Source organism: Pseudomonas sp. RIT-PI-S, from assembly GCF_025642975.1.
Taxonomy (GTDB): Bacteria; Pseudomonadota; Gammaproteobacteria; order Pseudomonadales; family Pseudomonadaceae; genus Aquipseudomonas.
Map to the genome: position 1 here is coordinate 718,526 of NZ_JANZKJ010000001.1, position 25,487 is coordinate 744,012.

Annotated in this window: 18 protein-coding genes and 3 tRNA genes; 18 read left to right on the forward strand and 3 right to left on the reverse strand. The window is 62.0% G+C overall.

Translation table 11 applies throughout. The annotated features are described in order from the left end of the window. Positions 1-16 precede the first annotated feature (16 nt). The 16 genes from truA (at position 17) to OGL93_RS03415 (ending at position 12,671) form a co-directional block, all read left to right on the forward strand. The gene (gene truA, locus OGL93_RS03340) at positions 17-886 is read left to right on the forward strand and encodes a tRNA pseudouridine(38-40) synthase TruA (protein ID WP_263260942.1); all 870 of its coding nucleotides are present in this window, start codon (positions 17-19) and stop codon (positions 884-886) included. A gap of 63 nt (positions 887-949) precedes the next feature. Continuing rightward, positions 950-1,573: a phosphoribosylanthranilate isomerase gene (locus OGL93_RS03345; protein ID WP_263260943.1), complete on the forward strand. Its 624-nt coding sequence runs from the start codon at positions 950-952 to the stop codon at positions 1,571-1,573. Positions 1,574-1,802: 229 nt separating this feature from the next. Further along, positions 1,803-2,735, forward strand: coding sequence for an acetyl-CoA carboxylase, carboxyltransferase subunit beta (gene accD / locus OGL93_RS03350; protein ID WP_263260944.1), 933 nt, complete (start codon positions 1,803-1,805; stop codon positions 2,733-2,735). Continuing rightward, positions 2,732-4,039 carry a bifunctional tetrahydrofolate synthase/dihydrofolate synthase gene (folC, locus tag OGL93_RS03355; RefSeq protein ID WP_263260945.1) on the forward strand — a complete coding sequence of 436 codons (1,308 nt, stop codon included), beginning with the start codon at positions 2,732-2,734 and terminating at the stop codon, positions 4,037-4,039. The genes accD and folC overlap by 4 nt, the downstream gene beginning before the upstream one ends. Continuing rightward, the gene (locus OGL93_RS03360) at positions 4,023-4,679 is read left to right on the forward strand and encodes an SPOR domain-containing protein (protein ID WP_263260946.1); all 657 of its coding nucleotides are present in this window, start codon (positions 4,023-4,025) and stop codon (positions 4,677-4,679) included. The genes folC and OGL93_RS03360 overlap by 17 nt, the downstream gene beginning before the upstream one ends. 121 nt (positions 4,680-4,800) lie before the next feature. Continuing rightward, on the forward strand, positions 4,801-5,358 hold the full coding sequence (locus OGL93_RS03365; protein ID WP_263260947.1) for a CvpA family protein: 558 nt from the start codon (positions 4,801-4,803) through the stop codon (positions 5,356-5,358). 41 nt (positions 5,359-5,399) lie between these two features. Continuing rightward, on the forward strand, positions 5,400-6,905 hold the full coding sequence (gene purF / locus OGL93_RS03370; protein ID WP_263260948.1) for an amidophosphoribosyltransferase: 1,506 nt from the start codon (positions 5,400-5,402) through the stop codon (positions 6,903-6,905). A gap of 11 nt (positions 6,906-6,916) precedes the next feature. Then, complete coding sequence (locus OGL93_RS03375) at positions 6,917-8,131, forward strand: O-succinylhomoserine sulfhydrylase (protein WP_263260949.1); 1,215 nt, start codon at positions 6,917-6,919, stop codon at positions 8,129-8,131. 5 nt (positions 8,132-8,136) lie between these two features. Beyond that, positions 8,137-8,904 carry an SDR family oxidoreductase gene (locus OGL93_RS03380; protein ID WP_263260950.1) on the forward strand — a complete coding sequence of 256 codons (768 nt, stop codon included), beginning with the start codon at positions 8,137-8,139 and terminating at the stop codon, positions 8,902-8,904. Between the two features lie 93 nt (positions 8,905-8,997). Continuing rightward, positions 8,998-9,073: transfer RNA gene (locus tag OGL93_RS03385), tRNA-Val, on the forward strand. A 45-nt stretch (positions 9,074-9,118) separates the two neighbouring features. Next, a tRNA-Asp gene (locus OGL93_RS03390) sits at positions 9,119-9,195 on the forward strand. A 93-nt stretch (positions 9,196-9,288) separates the two neighbouring features. Next, positions 9,289-9,365 (forward strand) — tRNA-Asp (locus tag OGL93_RS03395). 118 nt (positions 9,366-9,483) lie between these two features. Further along, positions 9,484-10,431, forward strand: a complete 948-nt coding sequence (gene pcaQ / locus OGL93_RS03400; protein WP_263260951.1) for a pca operon transcription factor PcaQ — start codon at positions 9,484-9,486, stop codon at positions 10,429-10,431. 154 nt (positions 10,432-10,585) lie between these two features. After that, positions 10,586-11,365: an FKBP-type peptidyl-prolyl cis-trans isomerase gene (locus tag OGL93_RS03405; RefSeq protein ID WP_263260952.1), complete on the forward strand. Its 780-nt coding sequence runs from the start codon at positions 10,586-10,588 to the stop codon at positions 11,363-11,365. 289 nt (positions 11,366-11,654) lie between these two features. After that, positions 11,655-12,104: a DUF1232 domain-containing protein gene (locus OGL93_RS03410; protein ID WP_263260953.1), complete on the forward strand. Its 450-nt coding sequence runs from the start codon at positions 11,655-11,657 to the stop codon at positions 12,102-12,104. Between the two features lie 195 nt (positions 12,105-12,299). Beyond that, the gene (locus OGL93_RS03415) at positions 12,300-12,671 is read left to right on the forward strand and encodes a hypothetical protein (protein ID WP_263260954.1); all 372 of its coding nucleotides are present in this window, start codon (positions 12,300-12,302) and stop codon (positions 12,669-12,671) included. Here OGL93_RS03415 and OGL93_RS03420 read toward each other — a convergent pair. Beyond that, a complete protein-coding gene (locus tag OGL93_RS03420) occupies positions 12,668-14,425 on the reverse strand; it encodes a bifunctional diguanylate cyclase/phosphodiesterase (RefSeq protein WP_263260955.1) in 1,758 nt (585 codons plus the stop codon). The two genes, OGL93_RS03415 and OGL93_RS03420, sit on opposite strands and share 4 nt — an antisense overlap. A 107-nt stretch (positions 14,426-14,532) precedes the next feature. Continuing rightward, positions 14,533-16,608: a carboxy terminal-processing peptidase gene (locus tag OGL93_RS03425; RefSeq protein ID WP_263260956.1), complete on the reverse strand. Its 2,076-nt coding sequence runs from the start codon at positions 16,606-16,608 to the stop codon at positions 14,533-14,535. Between the two features lie 172 nt (positions 16,609-16,780). On the opposite strand from OGL93_RS03425, the gene OGL93_RS03430 reads away from it, so the two are divergent. Beyond that, the gene (locus OGL93_RS03430; RefSeq protein WP_263260957.1) at positions 16,781-17,743 is read left to right on the forward strand and encodes an NAD(P)H-quinone oxidoreductase; all 963 of its coding nucleotides are present in this window, start codon (positions 16,781-16,783) and stop codon (positions 17,741-17,743) included. A 114-nt stretch (positions 17,744-17,857) separates the two neighbouring features. Here OGL93_RS03430 and OGL93_RS03435 read toward each other — a convergent pair whose 3' ends face one another. Then, positions 17,858-19,213 (reverse strand): TolC family outer membrane protein, encoded by a 1,356-nt coding sequence (locus OGL93_RS03435; protein WP_263260958.1) that lies wholly within the window; start codon positions 19,211-19,213, stop codon positions 17,858-17,860. 535 nt (positions 19,214-19,748) lie between these two features. Here OGL93_RS03435 and OGL93_RS03440 point away from each other — a divergent pair. Then, a complete protein-coding gene (locus OGL93_RS03440; protein ID WP_263260959.1) occupies positions 19,749-25,388 on the forward strand; it encodes a retention module-containing protein in 5,640 nt (1,879 codons plus the stop codon). Positions 25,389-25,487: the final 99 nt, after the last annotated feature.

A 25,487-nucleotide genomic window follows, 5' to 3' on the forward strand; every position in this document is an offset into this window, starting at 1 on the left:
TGTCGTTTTACTGAAGATGGGTTTAAAGGCTGTGGACATTTACCAAAGCGCGGCGGATGAAGTCGCCGCCGAAGGCTACGCCCGCATCGCCCTCGGCGTGGAATACAAGGGCTCGCGCTATCAAGGCTGGCAGCGTCAGATCGACGGCGTGCGCAGCGTGCAGGAAACCCTGGAGAAGGCCCTGTCCAAGGTGGCCGCGAGTCCCATATCGGTCTTGTGCGCTGGCCGAACGGACGCCGGAGTCCATGCCTGCGGCCAAGTGGTTCATTTCGATACCCGCGTCGCGCGGCCCGAACGAGCATGGGTCATGGGCGCCAATAGCGAGTTGCCCCGCGATATCAGCGTTACCTGGGCTCGCCCAATGCCCTCCGACTTCCATGCCCGCTTCAAGGCGATGGCGCGGCGTTACCGATACGTGATTTATAACGACCCGATCCGCCCGGCGCACCTGGCCGAGGAAGTGACCTGGAACCACCGGCCGTTGGACGTTACGCGCATGGCCGCAGCGGCTGCATCGCTGGTGGGGACCCATGATTTCAGTGCCTTCCGCGCCAGCCAATGCCAAGCCAAGTCCCCGATCAAGCAACTGCATCACTTGAGGGTCAGCCAGCACGGCCGAATGATCGTGATCGACGTGAGGGCCAATGCGTTCCTTCACCACATGGTGCGTAACCTGGCTGGCGTATTGATGGCAATCGGCACCGGCGATAAGCCCGTGGAGTGGGCCGAACAGGTGCTTCAGAGTCGCGAGCGGCGCAGCGGTGGCGTGACGGCGCATCCTTATGGGCTGTATCTGGTAGATGTTGAATACCCGGATGCTTATGAATTGCCCTCCCGATACATCGGGCCACATTTCCTTACGGGCTTCGAAGGTCTTGCGGGCTGACGGGGTCATGGGCATTTGCTACCATCGCCCAACTTTTTCCGAACAGCTGGAGGTTGTTGCGTCATGGCCGCCGTTCGCAGCAAGATCTGCGGTATTACCCGCATAGAGGATGCCCTCGTCGCCGCCCACGCCGGGGCGGACGCCATCGGGTTGGTGTTTTACCCACCAAGCCCGCGGGCCGTGAGCATCCACCAGGCGCGAGAAATCGTCGCTGCACTTCCCCCATTCGTGACCGTGGTTGGCCTGTTCGTGAATGCCAGCCGCTGCGAGATAAACGAAACCCTCGATGCCGTGTCGCTCGATCTGCTCCAGTTCCATGGCGACGAAACGCCCGAACAATGCGCGGGCTACCCCCGCCCGTACATCAAGGCGCTGCGAGTGCGCCCCGGCGACGACATTGCCGCGGCTTGCGAACGATACCGGGACGCACGCGGGTTGCTGCTCGATGCGTTCGTCGAGGGTGTGCCTGGCGGTACCGGTTCGGCCTTCGATTGGAACCTGGTGCCAGCGAACCTGCCCAAACCAATCATCCTGGCGGGGGGGCTGACGCCTGAGAACGTTACTACTGCCATCGAGAAGGTGCGCCCCTATGGGGTCGATGTGAGTGGCGGCGTCGAGCAAAGCAAAGGCATCAAGAGCAGTCTTCGGGTGAAAGCCTTCGTCGAAGCGGTGCGTCGCACCAATTGACCGGGCCGTTATGTGGCAATGTGACGGTAGCGATGCAATGGCCGTCCAACTTCTTCAGCGCGCCTGTGGTGCCTCGGTTGGCTTGAAGCCGCCGTGGACGGTCCCAGGCGCGCATCAGCATTTTCGAGAGGGTGAAGCGTCCCGCGCTCCCCCTGGTTTAAATGCCGTGGCGGCCTCTGACGCCCGGCCCGGCCCGCGCAGGGTTCGCCCAGTTACTGGAGAGACAAGCATGAGCAACTGGTTGGTAGACAAACTGATCCCTTCGATCATGCGTTCCGAAGTGAAGAAGAGTTCGGTTCCCGAGGGGCTGTGGCACAAGTGCCCGAACTGCGAGGCAGTCTTGTATCGGCCCGAGCTGGAGAAGACCCTCGACGTTTGCCCCAAGTGCAACCATCACATGCGCATCGGTGCCCGTGCACGCCTGGACATCTTCCTTGACGCCGAAGGTCGCGAGGAGCTGGGCGCTGACCTGGAGCCGGTGGACCGTCTGAAATTTCGGGACGGAAAGAAATACAAGGATCGCCTGACTGCTGCCCAGAAACAGACGGGCGAGAAAGACGCGCTGATTTCCATGAGCGGCACGCTCATGGGTATGCCTATCGTGGCCAGTGCCTTCGAATTCAGCTTCATGGGTGGCTCGATGGGCGCCATCGTTGGCGAACGCTTCGTCCGCGCGGCGAACCATGCCTTGGAAAATCGTTGCCCAATGGTGTGCTTCTCGGCCTCCGGTGGCGCGCGCATGCAAGAGGCGCTGATTTCCCTTATGCAGATGGCCAAGACTTCCGCGGTGCTGGCCCGCCTGCGCGAGGAGGGCATCCCCTTCATCTCGGTACTGACCGATCCCGTTTACGGCGGTGTGTCAGCCAGCCTGGCGATGCTTGGAGACGTTATCGTGGGCGAGCCCAAGGCGCTGATCGGTTTTGCCGGCCCACGGGTGATCGAGCAAACCGTGCGCGAGAAGCTGCCTGAAGGCTTCCAGCGCAGTGAATTCCTGCTTGAGCATGGCGCAATCGACCTGATCATCCATCGTCAGGAGTTGCGCCCCCGCCTGGCACGCCTCTTGGCCCAGATGATGAACCTCGCAACGCCTGGCCAAGCGGCCATTTCCCTGCAGTCGAACGAAGCTGAACCGGTGCCCGCGGTTGCGCCCGTAACGGTATGAAGCCTCGCACCCTTAGCGAGTGGCTGGCTTACCTCGAGCAGTTACATCCTGTTGCCATTGACATGGGCCTTGAGCGTTCGCGAGAAGTGCTCGCTCGGTTGCGCCTGGGGCCGCTGGCACCCAAGGTTGTTACGGTAACCGGGACCAACGGCAAGGGCTCGACCTGTGCCTTCCTTGCCAGCCTGCTTGCGTCGCGGGGTTTGCGAGTTGGCGTATACAGCTCGCCACATCTCCTGCGCTACAACGAGCGCGTTCGTGTGGATGGTATCGAGGCCACTGACGCCCAGCTGTGCGCCGCGTTCGAGGCCGTCGAGGCGGTGCGCGGCGAAATTTCGCTGACGTATTTTGAAATGGGTACCCTGGCAGCCTTCTGGTTGTTTGCCAGGGCAGGATTGGATGCAGTGGTCCTGGAGGTCGGTCTCGGCGGCCGCCTCGACACTGTCAACTTGATTGACGCCGACTTGGCGTTGATTACCAGCATCGGCGTCGATCACGCCGACTGGCTGGGTGATACCCGCGAATCGGTAGCATTCGAAAAAGCAGGCATCTTGCGCCCAGGGCGCCCCGCAGTATGCGGTGACCCCGAACCGCCTGCGCCATTGCTTGAAGCCGCACAGGGGCATGGTTCGCCATTGCTTATTCGTGGCCAGGCGTTCGACCTGAGCGTGCGCGTGAATCACTGGGATTGGCACGGTGTATCCAGCGATGGTCAAGTGCTTACCCTGGAAGGGCTGAAGCTGCTCGACCTGCCGATGGAAAACGCCGCGCTGGCGTTGCAGGCGTTCGCCTTGCTCGGGCTACCCTGGCAGCCGGCCTCGATCGCTGACGCCCTGCAGCGAACCCGGCTCACCGGTCGGCTCGATCGGCGCCGGTTACAGTGGCGGGGCAAGCCACTGTGGATGCTCCTTGATGTGGCTCATAACCCTCACGCCGCCGAATACTTGCGCGGGCGCCTGCCGGCCATGGCGCAGCCCAATGTGCGTCGGGCAGTGTTCGGGTTGCTCGCCGACAAGGACCTCGCTGGGGTTATCGAACCCCTGTTGGCTAGCGTGGCGGGCTGGGCAGTCGCGACCTTGCCATCCCCGCGCAGCCGCTCCGCCGCTCAATTGCAAGCGGCACTGGCGAACCTTGGCGCAACGGCAACGTCACATGGCAGTGTCGAGGCAGCGCTGGAGCATCAGTGCGAACTGGCTTCGGCCGAGGATGAACTACTGGTGTTCGGATCTTTCTTTTGTGTCGCCGATGCCTTGCTCTGGCTGGAGCGGCACGGCCTGGAGGTAGCCGCGGATGGCTCTGCTGGATAACGTCTTCAAGCAACGCATGGTAGGTGCCCTGGTGCTGATCGCGCTGGCGGTGGTGTTCCTGCCCATGTTGTTCAGCCGGCCGGACGAGCTCCGTGAAGTACGGGTCAACGCGCCGTCTGCGCCCACGGCACCGGTTGTGCCGGAGGTAAAGGTCGAGCCAGCCCCAGTGCCTGATGCCCCCGCGCCTGTGGAGGAGCCCCGTCCGCCGGCCCAGGTAACGGCTCACGCCCCTGCCCAGGCACAGGCGCCGAGCATGCCGATCGCTCCTGCGCCCACGGTCACTGCCCCCGCACCTGCTCAGGCGAAGCCTGTGCCACAACCTGCGGCACCTGCCCAGGCAGCGCAGCCGGCTCCTGCTCAGGCTAAGGCCGATCCCGGTAATAAACTCGACGGCAACGGCGTGCCTGTGAGTTGGTCGGTACAGCTCGCCAGCCTCTCCAGCCGCGCCAGTGCCGACAGCCTGCAGAAGACCCTCCGCAGCCAGGGCTACAACGCCTATGTCCGCTCCGCTGAAGGGAAGAATCGGGTATTCGTGGGCCCCTTGATCGATCGGGCTGAAGCCGAGCGGCTGCGAGACGTGATCAACCGTCAGCAAAACCTGAAGGGCTTCGTGGTGCGTTTCGAACCGGAGCGCGCCTGAAGCGCTCCCGGCCGCAAGGGTTCCATTGCAATCGCTAATGGTACCGATCCGATAATCCCTGCTTAACCGCAACACTGCTCTCTGCTAAAATGCGCGGCCTTATCCGTGTGCAGGCCGAAAAGTGGCATTTACCTGGGTTGACTGGGCGATCGTTGCCATCGTCGCCATCTCTGCGTTGATCAGCTTGAAACGTGGTTTCGTCAAGGAAGCCCTGTCGCTGCTCACCTGGATAGTCGCCGGCGCCGTGGCCTGGATGTTCGGTGGCGGCCTGGCCCAGTACCTCGAGAGCTATATTCAAACGCCTTCGGCGCGGGTCATCGCCAGCTGCGCCATTCTTTTCGTGGCCACGCTGCTGGTGGGCGCGATGGTCAACTTCCTCATCGGTGAGCTGATCCGGGTGACGGGTTTGTCAGGTACCGACCGTTTTCTGGGGATGGTCTTCGGTGCTGCACGGGGTGGGTTATTGGTAGTGATCGGCGCAGGGCTGCTTAGCCTGGGGCCGGTTCAGCAGGATCCCTGGTGGCAGCAGTCTCAGTTGCTACCGCGTTTTCTTCTTGTTGCGGACTGGTCGAAGAACCTCATTTTGGGGATGAGCAGTCAGTGGCTGGCGGCCGGGATAACTTCGCCGGTCGAGATTCCATTCAAGGAGCATCTCTTGCCTACGCCGCAGAGGCCATGAGCAAGGGTCCTTTCAGGTTCACTCAGTAGGGGTTGTGTCGCATGTGTGGCATCGTCGGTATCGTCGGTAAGTCGAACGTCAATCAGGCGCTGTATGACGCGTTAACCGTCTTGCAGCATCGCGGCCAGGACGCTGCCGGTATTGTGACCAGCCATGACGGCCGGTTATTCCTGCGCAAAGACAACGGGCTGGTCCGTGACGTCTTCCAGCAGCGGCACATGCAGCGGCTGGTCGGGCACATGGGCATAGGCCACGTGCGCTATCCCACCGCTGGCAGCTCGACCTCGGCCGAGGCGCAGCCGTTCTACGTCAACTCCCCCTACGGGATCACCCTGGCCCACAACGGCAACCTCACCAACGTCGAGCAGTTGGCCAAGGAGATCTACGAGTCGGACCTGCGCCACGTCAATACCAGTTCGGACTCCGAAGTGCTGCTCAACGTGTTCGCTCATGAGCTGGCCGTGCGCGGCAAGCTGCAGCCGACCGAGGAAGACGTGTTCGCTGCGGTGAAGGACACGCACAAGCGCTGCCGTGGTGGCTATGCGGTGGTGGCGATGATCACCGGCTACGGCATCGTCGGCTTCCGCGACCCCAATGCGATCCGCCCGATCGTGTTCGGTCAGCGCCATACCGATGAAGGCGTCGAGTACATGATCGCCTCGGAGAGCGTGGCGCTGGATGTCCTCGGCTTCACCCTGATCCGCGACCTGGCGCCGGGCGAAGCGGTCTACATCACCGAAGACGGCAAGCTGCATACCCGCCAGTGCGCGCCGAACCCGCATTACGCACCCTGCATCTTCGAGCACGTGTACCTGGCTCGTCCGGATTCGATCATCGACGGTATTTCCGTGTACAAGGCGCGCCTGCGCATGGGCGAAAAGCTCGCGGAAAAAATCCTCCGTGAGCGCCCGGAACACGACATCGACGTGGTCATTCCAATTCCCGATACCAGCCGCACCTCCGCGCTGGAACTGGCCAACCAGCTTGGAGTGAAGTTCCGCGAGGGCTTCGTCAAGAACCGCTACATCGGCCGCACCTTCATCATGCCGGGGCAGGCGGCCCGGAAGAAATCGGTACGCCAGAAGCTCAACGCCATCGAGCTGGAATTCCGTGGCAAGAACGTGATGCTGGTGGATGACTCGATCGTGCGCGGCACCACCTGCAAGCAGATCATCCAGATGGCTCGCGAGGCGGGCGCCAAGAAGGTGTACTTCTGCTCCGCAGCACCTGCCGTGCGCTATCCGAACGTATACGGCATCGATATGCCAAGTGCGCATGAACTCATCGCCCATAACCGCAGCACTCAGGAAGTAGCAGACCTGATCGGTGCCGATTGGCTGATCTATCAAGATCTTCCCGACCTGATCGACGCGGTTGGCGGAGGCAAGGTGAAGATCGACCACTTCGATTGCGCGGTTTTCGATGGCAACTATGTTACCGGCGATGTGGACGAGGCCTACTTGAGCAAGATCGACACCGCCCGCAACGATCTGGCCAAGGTGAAAACCCAGGCTGTGAGCGCAATCATCGACCTTTACAACAACTGAAGGAGCAGGCCATGAGCCGGGAATGGGATGCAGGGCGCCTCGACAGTGATCTCGAGGGCACAAGCTTCGACACCCTGGCCGTGCGTGCCGGCCAGCACCGGTCGCCGGAGGGGGAGCACAGCGATGCGCTGTTCTTCACCTCCAGCTACGTGTTTCGCACCGCCGCGGATGCCGCTGCCCGTTTTGCCGGAGAAGTGCCAGGGAACGTGTACTCGCGCTACACCAACCCTACCGTGCGCGCCTTCGAGGAGCGCATCGCAGCCCTGGAAGGGGCCGAGCAGGCAGTGGGCTTTGCCACCGGCATGGCGGCGATCACCGCCGTGGCCATGGGCCTTTGCAGTGCTGGCGATCATGTGTTGATTTCGCAGAGCGTGTTCGGCTCGACCATTAGCCTGTTCGACAAGTACTTCAAGCGCTTCGGCATCGAAGTGGACTACGTTCCGCTGGTCGACCTGGCTGGATGGGAGCGCGCGATCAAGCCCAACACCAAACTGCTGTTCGTGGAATCGCCCTCCAACCCACTGGCTGAACTGGTCGACATCGCCGCCTTGGCGGAGATCGCCCACGCCAAGGGAACCTTGCTGGTCGTCGACAATTGCTTCAGTACGCCAGCGCTTCAGCAACCGCTCAAGCTCGGTGCAGACATCGTGGTGCACTCGGCAACCAAGTTCATCGACGGCCAGGGCCGTTGCATGGGCGGGGTCGTAGCCGGGCGTGCCGAGCACATGAAAGAGATGGTCGGCGTGGTACGCACCGCTGGTGCTTCCCTCAGCCCCTTCAACGCCTGGGTGTTCCTCAAGGGGCTGGAAACGCTGAGCCTGCGGATGCGCGCTCATTGTGCTAACGCCCAAGCGCTGGCGGAGTGGTTGGAAAACCAGGCCGGCATCGAGAAAGTGCACTATGCCGGCCTGTCGAGCCACCCGCAGCATGAACTGGCCAAACGCCAGATGCGCGGCGGCTTCGGCGGTGTGGTGAGTTTCGAAGTCAAGGGCGGCAAGGCTGGCGCCTGGGCCTTCATCGACGCCACGCGGCTGGTCTCCATCACGGCCAACTTGGGCGACAGCAAAACCACCATTACCCACCCGGCAACCACGTCCCATGGCCGCTTGTCTCCACAGGAGCGCGAGGCCGCCGGTATCCGCGATAGCCTGATCCGCGTGGCGGTGGGTTTGGAAGACATCGCTGACCTGCAGGCAGACATGGCTCGCGGCCTGGCCGCGTTGTGATTCCGATGGAAATCGCCAGCACCGGCTTTCGCGATGCGCGGGTGGCCCTGGTGACTGGTGGTGCGCGTGGCATCGGCCTGGGCATTGCCGCCTGGCTGCTGGTCGAAGGCTGGAAGGTGATATTGGCCGACGTCGATGCGCCGCGTGGGCAGCAGGTCGCCGAAGCCTTGGGGGAGGGCGCTGCTTTCGTAGCCATGGACGTCGCTGATGACCGTCAGGTGGCGGCGGGCGTAGCGGCCACGCTGACGCGGTTTGGTCGCCTCGACGCGCTGGTGTGCAATGCGGCCATTGCCACTGCGCATAGCGGGCCGCTGGAGAGCCTGCCGCTGGCACACTGGCAACAGGTCATCGGCGTCAACCTGACCGGAACCATGTTGCTGGCCAGGCATTGCGCGCCTTACCTGCGGGCGCGAAACGGCGCGATCGTCAATATTTGCTCAACCCGCGCCCATCAGTCCGAGCCTGACAGCGAAGCCTATGCGGCGAGCAAGGGCGGCGTGCTATCGCTTACCCATGCCCTGGCTATCAGCCTGGCGCCGGAAATTCGGGTGAATGCAATAAGCCCTGGCTGGATCGATGCTCGCGATCCTCACCAACGCCGTGCCGAGCCCCTGAGCGAGGCCGATCATGCCCAGCATCCCAGCGGACGCGTTGGTACCGTAGAAGACGTTGCCGCAGCTACGTCCTGGTTGCTTTCGCCCAATGCGGGCTTCGTGACCGGGCAGGAGTTGATCGTCGACGGTGGGATGACCCGCAAGATGATCTATCGATAATCCGCAGCGTGGCTTTTTGAAAAAAACTTCAAGCAGGGTATTGACTTACATTCGCTCGATGTCCAAAATGCGCACCACTTCGACGCAGTACACGGGTGATTAGCTCAGCTGGGAGAGCATCTGCCTTACAAGCAGAGGGTCGGCGGTTCGATCCCGTCATCACCCACCACTTCGAAGTGCTCTGATTCTAGAGCGGACGAAAGTCCACCGACGCGCAGCGGTAGTTCAGTCGGTTAGAATACCGGCCTGTCACGCCGGGGGTCGCGGGTTCGAGTCCCGTCCGCTGCGCCATTTTCTCCAGGTGTCGTTCACACGTCGCCTGAGATCGAAGCAAACCCCGCTTCGGTCAGTCAGTTTCACATTGGGCGAAAGCCTGAGCGATACGCAGCGGTAGTTCAGTCGGTTAGAATACCGGCCTGTCACGCCGGGGGTCGCGGGTTCGAGTCCCGTCCGCTGCGCCATCTTGGGTTCGAAACAGCTGAACGGTTTCGAGCCACTGAAAAAGCGACCTTCGGGTCGCTTTTTTTATGGCCGGCAAAAATACGCAACTTGCCATGAATGGCCAGTAGAATCCCTGCCATGAACCTCGATACCCGCATCAAATTCCGCCACCTGCTGTGTTTCCTCGAAATCGCCCGCCATGGCAGCTTTGCCAAGGCCGCCGATGCCGTGGCGATCAGCCAGCCTGCGATATCCAAGACGCTCAAGGAGCTCGAAGACCTCCTCGAAACTCGGCTGTTCGAGCGCAGTAAGGGTGGCGTGGCGCTGACCGCCGCCGGGGTACGCTTCATGCGCTATGCAGGGCCCTGCGTGCAGGCCTTGCGCGACGGCGTCAGCACCCTGCGTGGCAGCAGCCACGAGCCGCCACATGTGCGGGTAGGGGCTTTATCTACGGTGGAGAGCCAGTTCATGGCGCAGGTGCTCGGCCTGCTGCATCAGCGCCATAGCGCCTTGGTGGTCAGTGTGGCCACCGGGCCTGGGGCCTACCTGCTGGGCCAACTGCATGTGGGCGAGCTGGACGTGGTAATCGGGCGTGTGGCGGATAACCCGCAGATCCAAGGGCTGACCTTCGAGCACCTGTATAGCGAAGCGATGACACTGGTAGTGCGCCCGGATCATCCTCTTCTAGGGCCGATACCCGTGGATGTCAGCCGGATTGCCACGTTCCCCGTGGTGCTGCCCCTGGCGGGAACGACAATCCGTAAGCATGCGGATAGCTTGTTCGTGCAGTGCGGCATACCGCCTTCGGCGCAACGCCTTGAAACCCTGTCGCCCACCCTCAGCCGCCGGTACGTGCAGGGCAGCGATGCCATCTGGGTGGCCCCGCGCGACGCGGTACATCTGGATATCCGCCAGGGCGAGCTGCGCGAACTGGACCTGGGCGTGCGTGAACCTGGTGGTTCGGTGGGCATCTGCGGTAACGCCGCCTTGCCCTTATCCTTACCCGGCCAGTGGCTGTGTGACGTGGTGCGGGAAGTGGCCGCGCAGTATCGGCAAGGGGAGGAGCGGATGCCCGCCGGCGGCTAAACGAAGTTTCACCTGCCAGATTGAAATTCCTTTGGTAGCTTGAACTTATCTGATCTTTCCACCTCCTATGGCATAGCCATTGGTCGGGACTGCCTGATAAGCTCGCGGCTTAACTCGACCGCCCCTCGTATGGCGCCCCTCACAAGGAAACAGCATGAAACAGCATCGGTTGGCGGCTGCGATCGCCCTGGTTGGCTTGGTTCTCGCCGGTTGCGATAAGCAGACCAGCAGCGTCGAGCTGAAAACCCCAGCCCAGAAGGCTTCCTACGGGATCGGCCTGAACATGGGCAAGAGCCTGGCCCAAGAAGGCATGGACGACCTCGACTCCAAGGCTGTAGCCCTCGGCATCGAGGACGCCGTTGGCAAGAAAGAGCAGAAGCTCAAGGATGACGAGCTGGTCGAGGCTTTCGCGGCCTTGCAAAAGCGCGCTGAAGAACGCATGACCAAGATGAGCGAGGAATCCCTGGCCGCTGGCAAGAAATTCCTCGACGAGAACGCCAAGAAAGACGGCGTGGTGACGACCGCTTCTGGCCTGCAGTATCAGGTTGTGCAGAAGGCCGATGGCCCGCAGCCCAAGCCGACCGATGTAGTGACCGTTCATTACACCGGCAAGCTGATCGACGGCAAGGTGTTCGACAGCTCCGTCGAGCGTGGCAGCCCTATCGACCTGCCTGTCAGCGGCGTGATCCCAGGTTGGGTCGAAGGCCTGCAGTTGATGCACGTGGGTGAAAAGGTCAAGTTGTTCATTCCGAGCGACCTGGCGTACGGCGCCCAAAGCCCAAGCCCGACCATTCCGGCTAACTCGGTGCTGGTGTTCGATCTCGAGCTGCTCGGCATCAAGGACCCAGCCAAGGCCCAGCCTGAAGGTGACGACGCTGACCAGGCCGCCCCGGCGGACGAGGCTCCTGCAGAAGCGCCGGCGAAGAAGAAGTAAGCGCCAAGGCCTGCTGCACTGTGCAACGCCCCGCATAGCCGGGGCGTTGTCGTTTCTGATGAACACCGGGCAATACCAGGCGAACCCTCGATAGCTTGCCAAGTCAGAGTCTTGGGTGGGGCTTGTGCGAGGGTTTTAGGCCTGATACGGCCATCGCAAGTGAGCGAAAAAACGCCGATTTGACCTTCCCCCTAGAGTGCTGGGGCTTACAGCCCGATCTGGCACTGCTGTTCACATGGTTATCCACAAATATTGTGGATATCCTTTTCAACGAATGCCCGGAGGCTTCATGAAGGCACCATTCGGCTTCAACCAATTCCTGCCGCTTGCCGAGCGCCTGATAGCGCGGGGCCGCTTGCCCGCGTTGGCCATTGCGGTGGCCCGCAAAGTGCGCGGCAAACGCCTTGGTCAGCTCAAGGATGATGTCGCGCTACTGCAAGCCCTTTGCCTTGCCTACTGGCGCGGCGAATACCGTGCAATCAGCCCGAAGGCGGTCTTATCGATCGTCGCTGGCCTGCTGTATTTCGTCAGCCCTATCGATGCCATCCCTGACTGGCTGCTGGGCGTGGGGATGCTCGACGACATCGCCGTACTCGGCTGGGTGATGAAAATGCTTCAGGGCGAGCTGGATGCGTTTCGCGCCTGGCGCTCGCGGCAGGCGCCTGAAGTGCTGAGCGTGGTCGAGCGTGTGCCCGAGCAAAGCGTGCCGCTGGAGGGGGAATACCTGCGCCGTCCCTGAAGGGCGGCGAACGTATGTCGGGCAACGGCGCGGGGAGGCGCCATGGAAAGGATTCCGCTGTTAAGATAGTCGCCTGCCAGCGACGACCCGTTCGGTTGCAGGGTCATCAAGGAGGGTGCAAATGACAAAAGCTAATGGGTTTCACGGGCGCTTGCCCGCCATGCCTCGGCCAGGGTATGGCAAGGAAGGCCGTGGATGAGCGTAAAGATTAGCCGGCAACACTGGGATGGCCTGCTCAGCGAACTGGATCTGGCACGCCGCCAGCGGCACCTGCTGACCTACCGCGCCCTGCTTGAACGCTTGCAGCTTCCAAGCCCGGCCATGCAAACCCTTACCGCCGCCCTCGAGCATCTGGCCATGCTCGATGCCCGCGCCGAACAGCCCCTGCGAAGCTCGTTGGTCATCAGCCAGGGCGCCAGCCGCTTGCCCCGTACCGGTTTCTTTGAATGCGTCGAACGCCTGGGCCGCTTCTCGGGGCCGGTCGATGGCGTGGCGGCTGCCTCATGGCATGCCTCCGAGGTGGTCCGGGTGTTTGAATACAGCTACCCCAGCCAGCTTGCGGGCTAGGCACAGGCGCTGGACAAGTTCCCGACGAATACGCACGATCCTGCTGTCTCTTTGGCGCTGTGCTTGGCTTCGGATGCCCGCGCGGCCAGCTGTTCGGCATCCAGGCCGGCGCACTCCGAGCCCTGCAGATGGACCACGCCGATCGACAGCGAGAGCAAGCCGAACGTCTGTTGCAGCCCTAGGCGGTTGTGAGAGGTGAAGCAGCCGGCCGTTAAGTGCTCCGCACGGTAGAAGCGCCGGCATTGCTGGGTGAAGTCCTCGACCAGGCGATCCACTCGTGGGCGCCAGTCGCCCGAGCCTAATACCAGCATGAAGTCGTCGCCGCCGATATGGCCGAGAAAGTCCCTGCTGGGGTCCACTCGCTCACTGAGGCAGTGAGCCAGGCACAGCAGCACCTCATCGCCGCGGCTGTAGCCATAGAGGTCATTGAAGGGCTTGAAATTGTCGATGTCGATGTAACACACCGCAACTTCGCGTCCCTGGGCCAGCACACGCTCAAGGCATTGGCGGATCGGCACGTTGCCCGGCAACAGGGTCAGCGGGTTGGCGTAGCGGGCCTGTTCGATTTTCAGCTCAGTGATCAGTTTGAGCACGTCGATCACCCTGCCCAGGCCGCGGTAGGTGCCGCCCTCGGTAATGATGAAATCCTCCTCGATACGCTGCCTCGCCCGGCTAGTCAGCAACCGGCTGACCTGCTGCAAGGACTGTCCCAGCTCCACCGCCAGGAAGTCATCGCTCATCAGCCGGCTGATCGGCTTGCGGGCAAAGAGATCAGTGGCGAATGGCTTGAGCAGGGCTTCGGAGAGCGAGTGGCGGTGCACGATGCCGCAGGGTCGCCGTTCGCCATCGAGCACCGCTACCGAGTTCAGGTTGGCCTGCAGGCGGAATGCTTCCAGCACCCGTGCGGTAGGGGTGTCGTGGGCTACCGCAGCCTGTTCCAGCAGCAAGTTACGAAGGTCTCGGCTTTCTTCGGCGATGGTGGGTGGCGCTTCCACTTGGGGCAGCATGCCGCCCGCATCGCGGGGTGGCCGCTCCTGTGGCCGAGCGAGCAGGTAGCCTTGCACCAGGTCCACGCCCATTTCGCTCAACACAGCCAATTCCTCGACTTGCTCGATGCCTTCGGCGATGACCTGGGCCTGTGAGCGGCGAGCGATCTGCAGGATGGAGCCGACGAACTCGCGCTTGAGCGCGTCCTGGTGGATGCCCTCGATGAAATGCCGGTCGATCTTAACGTAGTCCGGGCGCAGCTCGGACCACAGCCGCAAGCTTGAGTAGCCGGCGCCGAGGTCATCCAAGGCAATGGTGAAGCCCATGGCGCGGTAGTGATGCAATGCCCGTGACAGCAGCTGAAAGTCGTCCGTAGGGGTTTGTTCGGTCAGCTCGATCACTACTTGGTCCGGGGATAGGCCATAGCGGTGTAGCAACTGCAGGGTAAGGCCGGAAGGGTGGATCGGCTCCAGCAAGGACTCTGGTGAAACGTTGAGAAACAGCTTGCCCTGCAGCCGCTGCTGGCTGAAGCCGCGGCACGCGGTCTGCCGGCATAACATCTCCAGCTCACTGAGGTGACCGGTTTGCCGCGCCACGGCAAAGAGGTTTAGCGGGGAATGCAGGGGGCTGTTGGAAGGGCCGCGGCTCAGCGCTTCGTACCCCAACAGGCGGCGCTGGGCCAAGGACACGATTGGCTGGAACAGGGTATGGACGTTGCCCTGGGCCAGTATGGCACCTAAGGCGCCGAGCTGTTCGGTGATGGTCATGTTGCCCCGCTGCCACAAATAAGAAGGCCAGCCCTTAAAGGCTGGCCTTCTATTTCACGACAGTCCGATGACAGGATGATGACTAAAAAGCCATCACCTGGGCTCCATCAGTGCTTGGCCACTTGGGTATTGAGGCGCAAGTAGTCGATGAGGATCCGCCCCGTTTCGCTCAAATAGGCGTCGTCTTCCGGCTTGGTATCGTCTGGTGCGCCGGCCAATGGATCTTCGTCCTCTTTCTTCAGCTCCTTGAGCGGCTCTTGGCCCTTGGCCTTGCGCCGGGCGTTTTCCAGGGCCAGTTGCTGGGCCTCGATAGAAGTGTGCTCGGCGCGGCGTTGAGCCTCGTTGAGGCTCACGGTCTTTTCGTCGGCCAGCTTTTGGCTGAGGGCCAGGCGGTCGCGGATATAGGTGAACTCCGCGTCCCCCTCAGTACGCTTGTCGTGCAGCGTTTTGAGCTGGGCGAGGAAAGGCTTGAACGGATCGGTTTCCGGTTTCACCGCAGGCTTGATGGTGTCCCACGGCATGGCTTCAGGCAGCGCGCTCTCGCCGATTTCCTTGGTGTCGATGATCGACGGATAGGCGATGTCCGGCAGCACGCCCTGGTGCTGCGTGCTCTGGCCAGACACCCGGTAGAACTTGGCCAGGGTCAGTTTCAGCTCGCCATGGTTGAGCGGTTGAATAGTCTGCACCGTGCCCTTGCCGAAGGTCTGGCCGCCGATGATCAGTGCGCGGTGGTAGTCTTGCATGGCTCCGGCGAAAATTTCCGAGGCCGAGGCGGACAGGCGGTTGACCAGCAACGCCAGTGGCCCCTTGTAGAAGGCTCCTGGGTTTTCGTCCTCGAGCACGTCCACTTTGCCGTCGCTGTTACGTACCAGCACGGTGGGGCCCTTCTCGATGAACAGGCTGGTCAACTCGGTGGCTTCCTGGAGGGAGCCTCCGCCGTTGTTGCGAAGGTCGATGACCACGCCGTCGACTTTCTCCTTCTGCAACTCGCTGAGCAGCTTCTTCACGTCCCTGGTCGTCGACTTGTAGTCTGGGTCCCCGGCGCGGAAGGCCTTGAAGTCGAGGTAGAACGCAGGGATCTCGATCACCCCAAGCTTGTAGTCGTGGCCGTCCTGGTTCAGGTGCAGCACTGACTTCTTCGCCGCCTGCTCCTCGAGCTTGACCGCCTCGCGGGTGATGGAAACGATCTTGCTGCTCTGGTCGTTCGGCGCATTGGTGTGCGGGATGACCTCCAGGCGCACGACCGAACCCTTGGGCCCACGGATCAGCTTGACCACTTCATCCAGGCGCCAGCCGACTACGTCGACCATTTCCTTGTCGCCCTGGGCCACGCCGATGATCTTGTCCGAAGGCGCGACTTGCTTGGTCTTGTCCGCAGGGCCGGCAGGTACCAGCCGCACGATCTTCACTTGATCGTTGTCGCTTTGCAGCACTGCGCCAATACCTTCGAGCGACAGGCTCATGTTGATATCGAAGTTTTCCGCGTTGTCCGGCGACAAGTAATTGGTGTGCGGGTCATACGATTGGGCGAAGGTATTGATATACGCCTGGAAGATATCTTCGGCGCGGGTCTGGTCGAGCCGTGCCAGCTGATTCTTGTAACGCTTGGTCAGGGTGTCCTGAATCTGCTTGGAATCCTTGCCAGCCAGCTTCATGCGCAGCACTTCGTCCTTCAAACGCTTGTGCCACAAGTCGTCGAGGTCTTTCTCACTGGCCAGCCAGTCTGCGTCCTTGCGGTCCACTTCCAGGGTTTCGTCAGTGGAGAAGTCGAGCTTGTCCACGCCATCGTCGAGCAGGTCCAGCGCGTAGTCCAGGCGGGACTTCACGCGATCGAGGTAGCGTTTGTAGATGGTGAAACCGGGGTCGAGGTTGCCGCTTTTGAGGAAGTCGTCGAACTGGGTTTTCCACTTGTCGAATTCGGCGATGTCGCTGGCGAGAAAGTAGCTGCGCGACGGATCCAGCAGCTTGATATAGCTGTCGTAGATGATGGCCGAGCGGGCATCGTTCAGTGGGGGTTTGCTGTAGTGGTGGCGCTTGAGCAATTCCACGACATTGAGGCTGGCGATCACCTCGTCACGGTCGGGCTGAAGCTTGTTCCAGCTATTGGCCGCGAAGCCTGGGGCTGACAGCAGGCTGAGGCTGATGCCTAACGCCAGGGCGGTACCGGGGAATAGTTGCTTCATGCTTATTCGACGAGGGGACAATTGATCACGCATATTAGGCCGTCTGTGAATGGACCGGTTCCAGTGTCGCTACATTAAATCCTGTTCATGCAGCGGCCTGTCACTTGGTCACATTATGCAAAAAACCCCGCGCCATGCGCGGGGCTCAGTCTGAGTCAACTATGGAGGCAGCGTGAAGGCATTGCAAGGCATGGAAGGGCATGTGGAATGGGCCGAGTATCCGGCACCTGCGTGTGATGTAGGGCAGGTGCGCATACGCGTGGCCGCCGCTGGGCTCAATCGCGCCGACCTGTTGCAGCGCGCCGGTCATTACCCACCGCCAGCCGGCGCCAGCGAAGCGCTGGGCCTGGAGTGCGCTGGGGTGATCAGCGAAGTCGGCGCCGGCGTGGCCTGGAACGTAGGGGATCGCGTGTGTACGTTACTGGCGGGCGGGGGGATGGCCGAAGAAGTGGTGGTCGATGCCCGCCACGTGCTGCCGGTCCCCGAGGGCCTGAGCCTGGTGCAGGCCGCTGGCATTCTGGAAGTGTATGCCACGGTGTGGCTCAACCTGTTCCAGTTGGCAGCGCTGCAACCTGGGCAAAAGGTCTTGCTGCATGCGGGTGCCAGCGGCATCGGCTCAGCCGCCATCCAGCTGTGCAAGGCTTTCGGCAACCCGGTATGGGTGACCGTAGGGTCGGCAGAGCGGCTGGCCTATTGTGAGCAGCTCGGTGCCCAAGGCGGTGTGTTGCGTGGCGAAGGCCTCGAAGCGCTCAAGGACCTGGGGCCCTTCGATGTGATTCTCGACCCTGTAGGTGGAGGCTATGCCGACCTTAACCTGCAAGTAGCTGCCCAGGACGCCCGTTGGGTGCTGATCGGGCTAATGGGTGGGCGCCAGGCGCAGATCGACCTTGGGGCCCTGCTGGGTAAGCGTATTCAACTGATCGGTTCGACGCTGCGCAGCCGGGACGATGCCTTCAAGGCTGAACTTCTAAGGGAAGTGGGGCAGCAGGTGCTGCCGTTGTTCGCCGAAGGGCGGCTGAACCCGCAAGTTGCCATGACCTTCCCGATCCAGGACGCCGAAGAGGCGTTCGCCGAACTGGCGTCGAACAAAGTCACCGGTAAAGTGGTGCTGGTGATCGACCCTACCCTGGTTTGAACCGAATGCTGTAGGTGCGGGCGTCAGCCCGCGAACCTAGGTGCGTAGGTTCGCGGCTGCGCAGGTTCGTGGGCTTTGCCCGCATCCACAGCGCCTTGGTTCAAATGCGGGCCGTCAACGCATGTCCGGCAAGTGGGCCTCGCTTTTCACGTCGGTCTTGGCAACGGCTTCGATCGGCAGAACGGTCTTGGCTTTTGGCAAGAGCACGCCCATGTTGGCCAGTACCCGATACATCGAGTATTCCTCGGTATAGCGGACCTCGGTGTAGCGGCGGTTGGCGTTATACAGCTCGTTTTCGCTGTCCAGCAGGTCGAGCAGTGTACGTTGGCCAAGACCGAACTGGTTCTGGTAGGCCGCGCGGACGCGCGTGGTGGTTTCGGCGTACTCACGCGCGCTCGGTGCCTGCTGGCGAGCGTTGAGCATGGCGTTCCAGGCCAGCGACATGTTCTCGTTCAGGGTGCGCAGGGCGTTATTGCGGATGTCCATTGCCTGGTTGATGCGGTGGGCATCGCTTTGCAGCCGAGCCTTGTCGCTGCCGCCGCGGAAGAGGTTATAGCTGACTGCCACGCCGGCGCGCCAATCATTGGCATGACCTTCCTCGCCGGAGATGTTGTCGTTGGCGCCAACGGCAACCTCAGCATCCACTCGCGGATAGAACTGCGACTTGGCCCCTTCGTATTGCTGCTCGGCGGCTTGAACATCAGCCTGGGCAGACTTCAAATAAGGGTTGTTGTCGATCATCGACTGGCGCGCTTCGGTGATTTCCGGCGGCAATTCACCGCGGATGGTCGGCGGTGCTTCCAGCTCGTCGGGCATGCGCCCGGTCGCGCTGAAGAAGTTCGCCTCGGCATCGGCCAGGTCGACCATTGCAGTCTGGTAGTTGTTCTCGGCCAGCGCGCGGCGAGCGCGGGACTGGTCGCTGTCGGCAGTGCTGCCCACACCGCGTTCGGTCCGCAAGCCGATCTGGTCGTTCACCCGCAGGTGCGCCTGCAGGTTGTTCTTGGCAAGGTCGACCAGTTCACGACGCTTGAGCACTTCGAGGTAAACCTCGACTGCCCGCAGCGCGAGGTCCTGGGCAACGCCCTGTACATAGAATGCACGGGAGTTGGACACCGCCTCGGTACGCGATACCTCGCGTGTAGCACTCGAGCCGTCGAACAGCATCTGCCGCAGACGCAGTTCGGATGTGGTGTAAGTGAGCAGCTCCTTGTGGTGGCCACCCTGTGCGCGGGTGGTCGGCGTGTCGGAGTTTTCGCGGCCGTAGCCGCCTACGAAGTCGACACTGGGAAGGTATGCACCGCGGGCGACCTTTACGTCTTCATCGGCGGCGAGGCGACTGTTGATGTTCGATTGCAGCTCCGGGTGGGTATCCACGGTGCTCTGAATGGCCTCCTGAAGCGTCATGGCGTGGGCCTGCATAGCCCCGATCGCTAATAACACTGCGCTGCAGATGGGGGTAAAGGTGCGCATCGGTGTACTTCTCCCTGTCCCTGATAGTCGTTTTTTCCGCCAAATAATTGGCGAAGTTTCTTATACTTCCGTGCACGGATGCTAACACCACTGCCGCACGGATAATTCTCTGTCGCTAATACGATTTTTTCATAACGCTTATTCCCAAAAAAACTTATGTGCGCTTCTCTCTTTCGGTTCATCGTACCTTCGCCCGATTCGCTGAAAGTACCGCATACGGCGGGCTGTAGCGATTCCTGGGGTCTTGGTATTTAGCGTTAAAAGGGATTAGTGGATCGTACTCCAGAAGGATTTTGGGCAGTTGTGAGGGTGGCGGTTTTCTGTCACCGCAGTCCGCAGGGCGATTTCGCTCTCATGTTCGATACGAAGCTTCCACAGACTGAATGTCATTGAATTCGTTCGGTTTTTGGTTCGTGAAGAAATGCTTCGACGCGGTATGGGCTAGCAAGATGCCAGCCCCGCCGTGAACTCCGGGGAACATCCCCTGTCTCCTTTGCGCAGCGGCTGGTGCTGAAAAGCAATGGAGGAGTGGGCAATGGCAACCTTGATCGGTGTCGTCAGCAAAGTAGTGGGGCAGGTATTCGCAGTCGCCGGTGATGGCACTCGTCGTCTTCTAGTCGAGGGGGATCGTGTCTATGCCGGTGAGCAACTGGACACCGGTGTTGGCGGCGCGGTTTCCGTTCACTTGCAAAGTGGGCAAGACATCGCTTTGGGCCGGGGCAGCAGCCTGGCACTGAACGAGGGGTTGCTGCACCATCAGGCACCGGACATTCATACGCTGGACGAGCGCGTCGCTGACACCGCCCTGGATGACGTCAACGCTTTGCAGCAGGCGATCGCCGCCGGCGTGGACCCGACCCAGGTGTCCGAGCCGACCGCTGCCGGCCCTACCGCCACCGGCCCAACAGGCGTGCCTGGTGGCGGTGGCGGCCATAGCTTCGTGCTGCTCACCGAGGTGGGCGGTTCGGTCTCGCCGACCATTGGCTTCCCCACAGCCGGCTTGCCAGCGACACCTGAATTCCCGGCGCCGACGCTGCCGCCTCTGGTGACCCTCGCGGGCGCCGCGGTGCCTCCGGACAACCCAGTAACGCTCAATGGGCTGGACATCACCGGCGGTGAAGTCAGGGTCAACGAGGCCAACCTTGCCAACGGTTCGAGCCCGGATGCCGCGGCGTTGACCCAAACCGGCAGCTTTAGCGTAAGCGCACCAGACGGCCTCAGCAGTTTGCTGATCGGCACGCTGGAAGTGGTCCGCGCGGGGCAAGTGGTCGGGGTAGGGCAGTCGTTCACCACGGCTGAGGGTAACGTGCTGACCGTGACCGGTTTCGACCTGGCCACCGGTACGCTGACCTATAGTTACACCCTTACCGGGAACGTCGATCATCCGGCCGGCGCCGGCACCAACACCCTGGGCGAAAGCATTCCGGTGACTGCCGTGGACAGTGACGGCTCTACCGCCAACGGTTCGCTGGATGTAGTCATCCAAGATGACGTGCCCACCGCCGTCAATGATACCCAGGCCGTGCCGGTGACCGAGCAGTTGACCACCGTCAGCGGCAATGTGCTGGACAACGACAGTCAGGGCGCGGATGCCATTGCCGGGGGTGGTATCACCGCCGGCACCTTCGTGGGCACCTATGGCACCTTGGTGCTTGCCGCCGACGGCAGCTACACCTACACGCTCAACACCGCCGGGACCAATTTCCAAGACTTGTTCGGTGGCCGTTCGGCTACGGACACCTTCACTTACAGCCTCAATGACAGCGATGGCGACAACAGCACTGCAACCCTGACGCTGAACGTGACCAACCTGGATGACCCGGTCATCATCCGCAACCTCGGTGTCGATGGCGGCGAACAACGCGTATTCGAGGCCAATCTCAGTACGGGTACCGACCCGGATGCCGCCGCACTGACCCGGACCGGCACCTTCACGCTGGATGCCAAGGACGGGCTAGCCACGCTTACCATAGATGGCGTGGACGTGATCGGTGGGGCGGCCACGGGCTTGCCGGTGACGATCACCGGCCAGTTGGGCAATGCATTGACCATCACCGGCTACGATGCCGCGACCGGGGTAGTCAGCTACAGCTACACGCTGTCTGTGGCGCAGGAGCACAACCAAGGGCAGAGCGAGCTTTCCGAGGACTTCAAGGTCGTGGCCACCGACCGCGACGGCGACAGCGGTACCGCCTGGCTGAACGTACGCATCGAAGATGACAACCCGATCGCCGTCAACGATACCGCCTCGGTCAATGACACCCATACGGTCGTCACCGGCAATGTGCTGGCCAACGATTCGCTGGGCGCCGATGCAGTGACCAGTCCGGTCACTACCGCCGGCACCTTCACCGGCACTTATGGCACCTTGGTGCTCGCCGCCGACGGCACCTACACCTACACCCTGGACACCAACAGCCAGGCGTACAAGGACCTGCTCGCCAGTAACGCACCAAGCGGCAGTGCCACCGAAACCTTCAATTATTCGATCATCGACCGCGATGGCGATACCGCTACCGCTCATTTGACCGTCAACGTGCTAAACCTCGACGACCCGGTGAAGTTCTTCGACCTAGGTGTGAACGGTGGCGAGCAGCGCGTTTTCGAAGCGAACCTCCCTGGCGGTACCGATCCGAACGACGCCGCGCTGACCCGCACGGGCAGCTTTACCCTGGAAGCCAAGGACGGCCTGGCGACCCTCACCATCGATGGCGTAGATGTGATCGGTGGCAGTTCCAACGGCCTGCCGGTGACCATTACCGGGCAGCTCGGCAACGCCCTGACCATCACCGGGTACGACGCTACTACGGGGCTGGTTACCTATAGCTACACCTTGTCCGAGGCGCAGCAGCACAACGTGGGCCGCAGCGAGCTGTCTGAAGACTTCCATCTGGTGGCCACCGATACCGACGGGGACACGGGCAATGCCTGGTTGAACGTACGCATCGAGGACGACAACCCGATCGCGGTCAACGACACCGCCACCGCCGATGACACCCATACCGTGGTCACCGGCAATGTGGTCGCCAACGACTCGCCGGGCGCCGATGCAGTAGCCAACCCGGTTACCACCGCTGGCACCTTCGTGGGCACCTACGGGACCTTGGTGCTCGCCGCCGACGGCACCTACACCTACACCCTGGACACCAACAGCCAGGCGTACAAGAACCTGCTTGCCGGCAATGCGGCGAGCGGCAGTGGCACCGAGAATTTCAATTACTCGATCATCGACAGCGATGGCGACACGGCCACGGCGACACTGCACGTCAATGTGACCAACATCGACGACCCGGTGACCTTTATCAGCCTGGGCGTGGACGGTGGCGAGCAGCGCGTGTTCGAAGCCAACCTGCCCGGCGGCAGCGACCCGGATGCCGCCGCGCTCACCCGCACTGGCACCTTTACCCTGGACGCCAAGGATGGGCTGGCCACCCTGACCATCGACGGCGTTGATGTGATCGGCGGCAGCTCCAACGGCTTGCCGGTCACCATTACCGGCCAGCTGGGTAACGAGCTGACCATCACCGACTACAACGCCACCACGGGCGTGGTCAGCTACAGCTACACGCTGTCTCAGGCACAGGAACACAACGTCGGCCAGAGCGAGCTGTCCGAAGACTTCCATCTGGTGGCGACCGACAGTGATGGCGACTCCGGCAATGCCTGGCTCAACGTGCGCATCGAGGATGACGTGCCGACCGCGGCGCCTATTACCGAGAACGTAGCGTCGCCAACGGTCAATACCAACCTGTTGCTGGTCTTGGATGTCTCCAACAGCATGGGTGGCCTGGTGGGCAACACAGGGCTGACCCGGCTGGACCTCGCCAAACAGGCGATCAATGAGTTGCTTGCCAAGTACGACAGCCTGGGGAATGTCAAAGTCCAGGTGGTGACGTTCAACAACCATGAACACGTGCTGAGCACCGAGTGGATGACCGTCGCCGATGCGCGCACACTGATCAACAGCAACACCATCACCAATGGCGGCGGCACCAACTACGACTATGCACTCGCAGGCGCGGAACAGGCCTGGGCCACCGCCGGCAAGCTGACCAACGCCCAGAACGTCAGCTACTTCCTCTCAGATGGCAACCCGACGCTGTCCGACACCCATCCGAAAACCGGCAACGGCCAGTCTGGCGACAAGACCGACGTGGCCTTGGGTGACGGCATCGATAGCACGGAACAAGCGGCCTGGCAGAGCTTCCTGGACACCAACCAGATCCAATCAAACGCTATCGGCATCGGCCCGAGCGCCAAGGCGGTGTACCTGGACCCCATCGCCTATGACGGTACCACTGGCACCGATACCGCGCCGGTGGTGGTGGCTGATGTGTCGCAACTGCCCGCCGTGCTCAGCGGCACCGTGGGCAGCGGCTATGTCGCCGGCAGCCTGACCAGCGCCGCGCACCTCGGCGCGGATGGCGGCCACGTGCAAAGCATCAGCGTCGACGGCGTGACTTACAGCTACAACGGCCAAGGCGCCGTCACAGCCAGCGGCAGCGCGGGCAGCTGGAGCTTCGACAGTGCCACCGGCTACCTGACCGTTGCCACCAACCAGGGCGGCACCTTCGCTATCAACGTGGAGAACGGCCTGTACCGTTATGTGGCCGCACAAGGCGCAGGTGGCAGCACCAGCGAGCATATCGGCTATACCCTGGTCGACAGCGACGGGGACACCGCCAGCTCCACCATCACCGTGAACATCACCCCGGGCGGGGCGCTGGCAGCAGCGGCCGATCACGTGATCACCAATGTGTTGTCGTCCTCGCTGGAGATTCCAGCGGCGGCGCTGCTGGCCAACGATGCCCAGCCCAATGGCGTAGGCGCCTTGGTGAACGGCAACAACGCCATCACCGTTAACACCGGCTGGAGCGCGCCAGGCGCAGACTTCACCGCCACGGGGCCCACCAGCCTTACGGTCGCAGCACGCACCCTCGAAGCCGAGCGCTCCAATTTCTTCGCCAACAGCCTGGCGCTGACTGCAGTTTTGTTAGTGTCCGGCACCCTGGGTAGTGTGAACACCGCCGACGCCAGCGATACGGTGAGCGTGGTCCTGCGCCAGGGCGAGACCCTGAACCTGGATTCCGCCGCGATCAGCAGCGGTGCAGTGAGCGTCAGCTATGCCCTGGATGGCGGCAGCTATACCACTGTCGCTGGTAACAGCATCACCGCCACCAGCGATGGCACCTATCACTTGAAGCTGACCAACGTGGACGCTTCGGCCAGCAGCGAGACGTATCAGCTGAACCTCAACCTGAATTACAGCCAGGTACAGGCAACGCCTACGGTTACCGCTCATTACAGCGTCGAAGACGCCCACGGCGGCCACTCCAGCGCAATCGTCACTGTGGAGCACCAAAGCGGGCAGGCCCTGACCGGTACCGCTGGCGATGACACGCTGATCGCTAACGACCAAGGTTCCGTGCTCCAGGGCGGTGCTGGCAATGATGTGCTGATCGCAGGGCAGGGCGCGGATGAGCTGCATGGTGGTGCCGGCAACGACCTGCTGCTGGCCGGGGCGCATACCGTAGTGCTCGATGGCGGTGACGGCTTCGATACCGTTAGCTATGCCGCGGCCACCAGCGCTGTCACCGTCGACTTGCACGCCGGAACTACCGGCGGCTGGGCGGCTGGAGAAACCTTGACCGGCATTGAGCAGTTGATCGGCTCGGACTACGGCGACATCTTCCATGCCGGCGACAGCGGCTTGGTAATGGATGGCGGCAAGGGTAACGACCAGCTGTACGGTGGCAGCGGCGCCGATACGCTGATCGGTGGCGCGGGCAACGACGTGCTAAGTGGCGGGGCGGGCGCTGACCAATTCGTTTGGCATGCGGGTGATACCGGCAGCGACACCGTGACTGATTTCCAGCTCGGTACCGACACCCTCGACCTTGGCGCGCTCCTGGGCGATGCCGGCAAAGGTAACCTCGAAGGCCTGTTGAGCTTCAAGGTCAGCGGAAGCGGCAGCACCCTGGTGTCCACCATTGAGGTCAGCACTACCGCTGGTGGCGCCCCGGTGCAAAGCATCGACCTGCAGCACGTCAACCTGGCCCAGGCCTATAACGTCAGCACCGATGCCAACGGCATGGTCGTGGGGTTGCAGAACAACTCGGCCATCATCAACGGCCTGCTGGGCGATCACTCGCTGAAGGTAGACAGCACCGTGTAAAAGCACATCGCCGCGACCGGTGCTTCGGTCGCGGCGATGATGTTCGGTGTGCAGGTGGTTGGCGCCGGACGGCTGGCCCCAGTTCCTACAGGGTGTCAG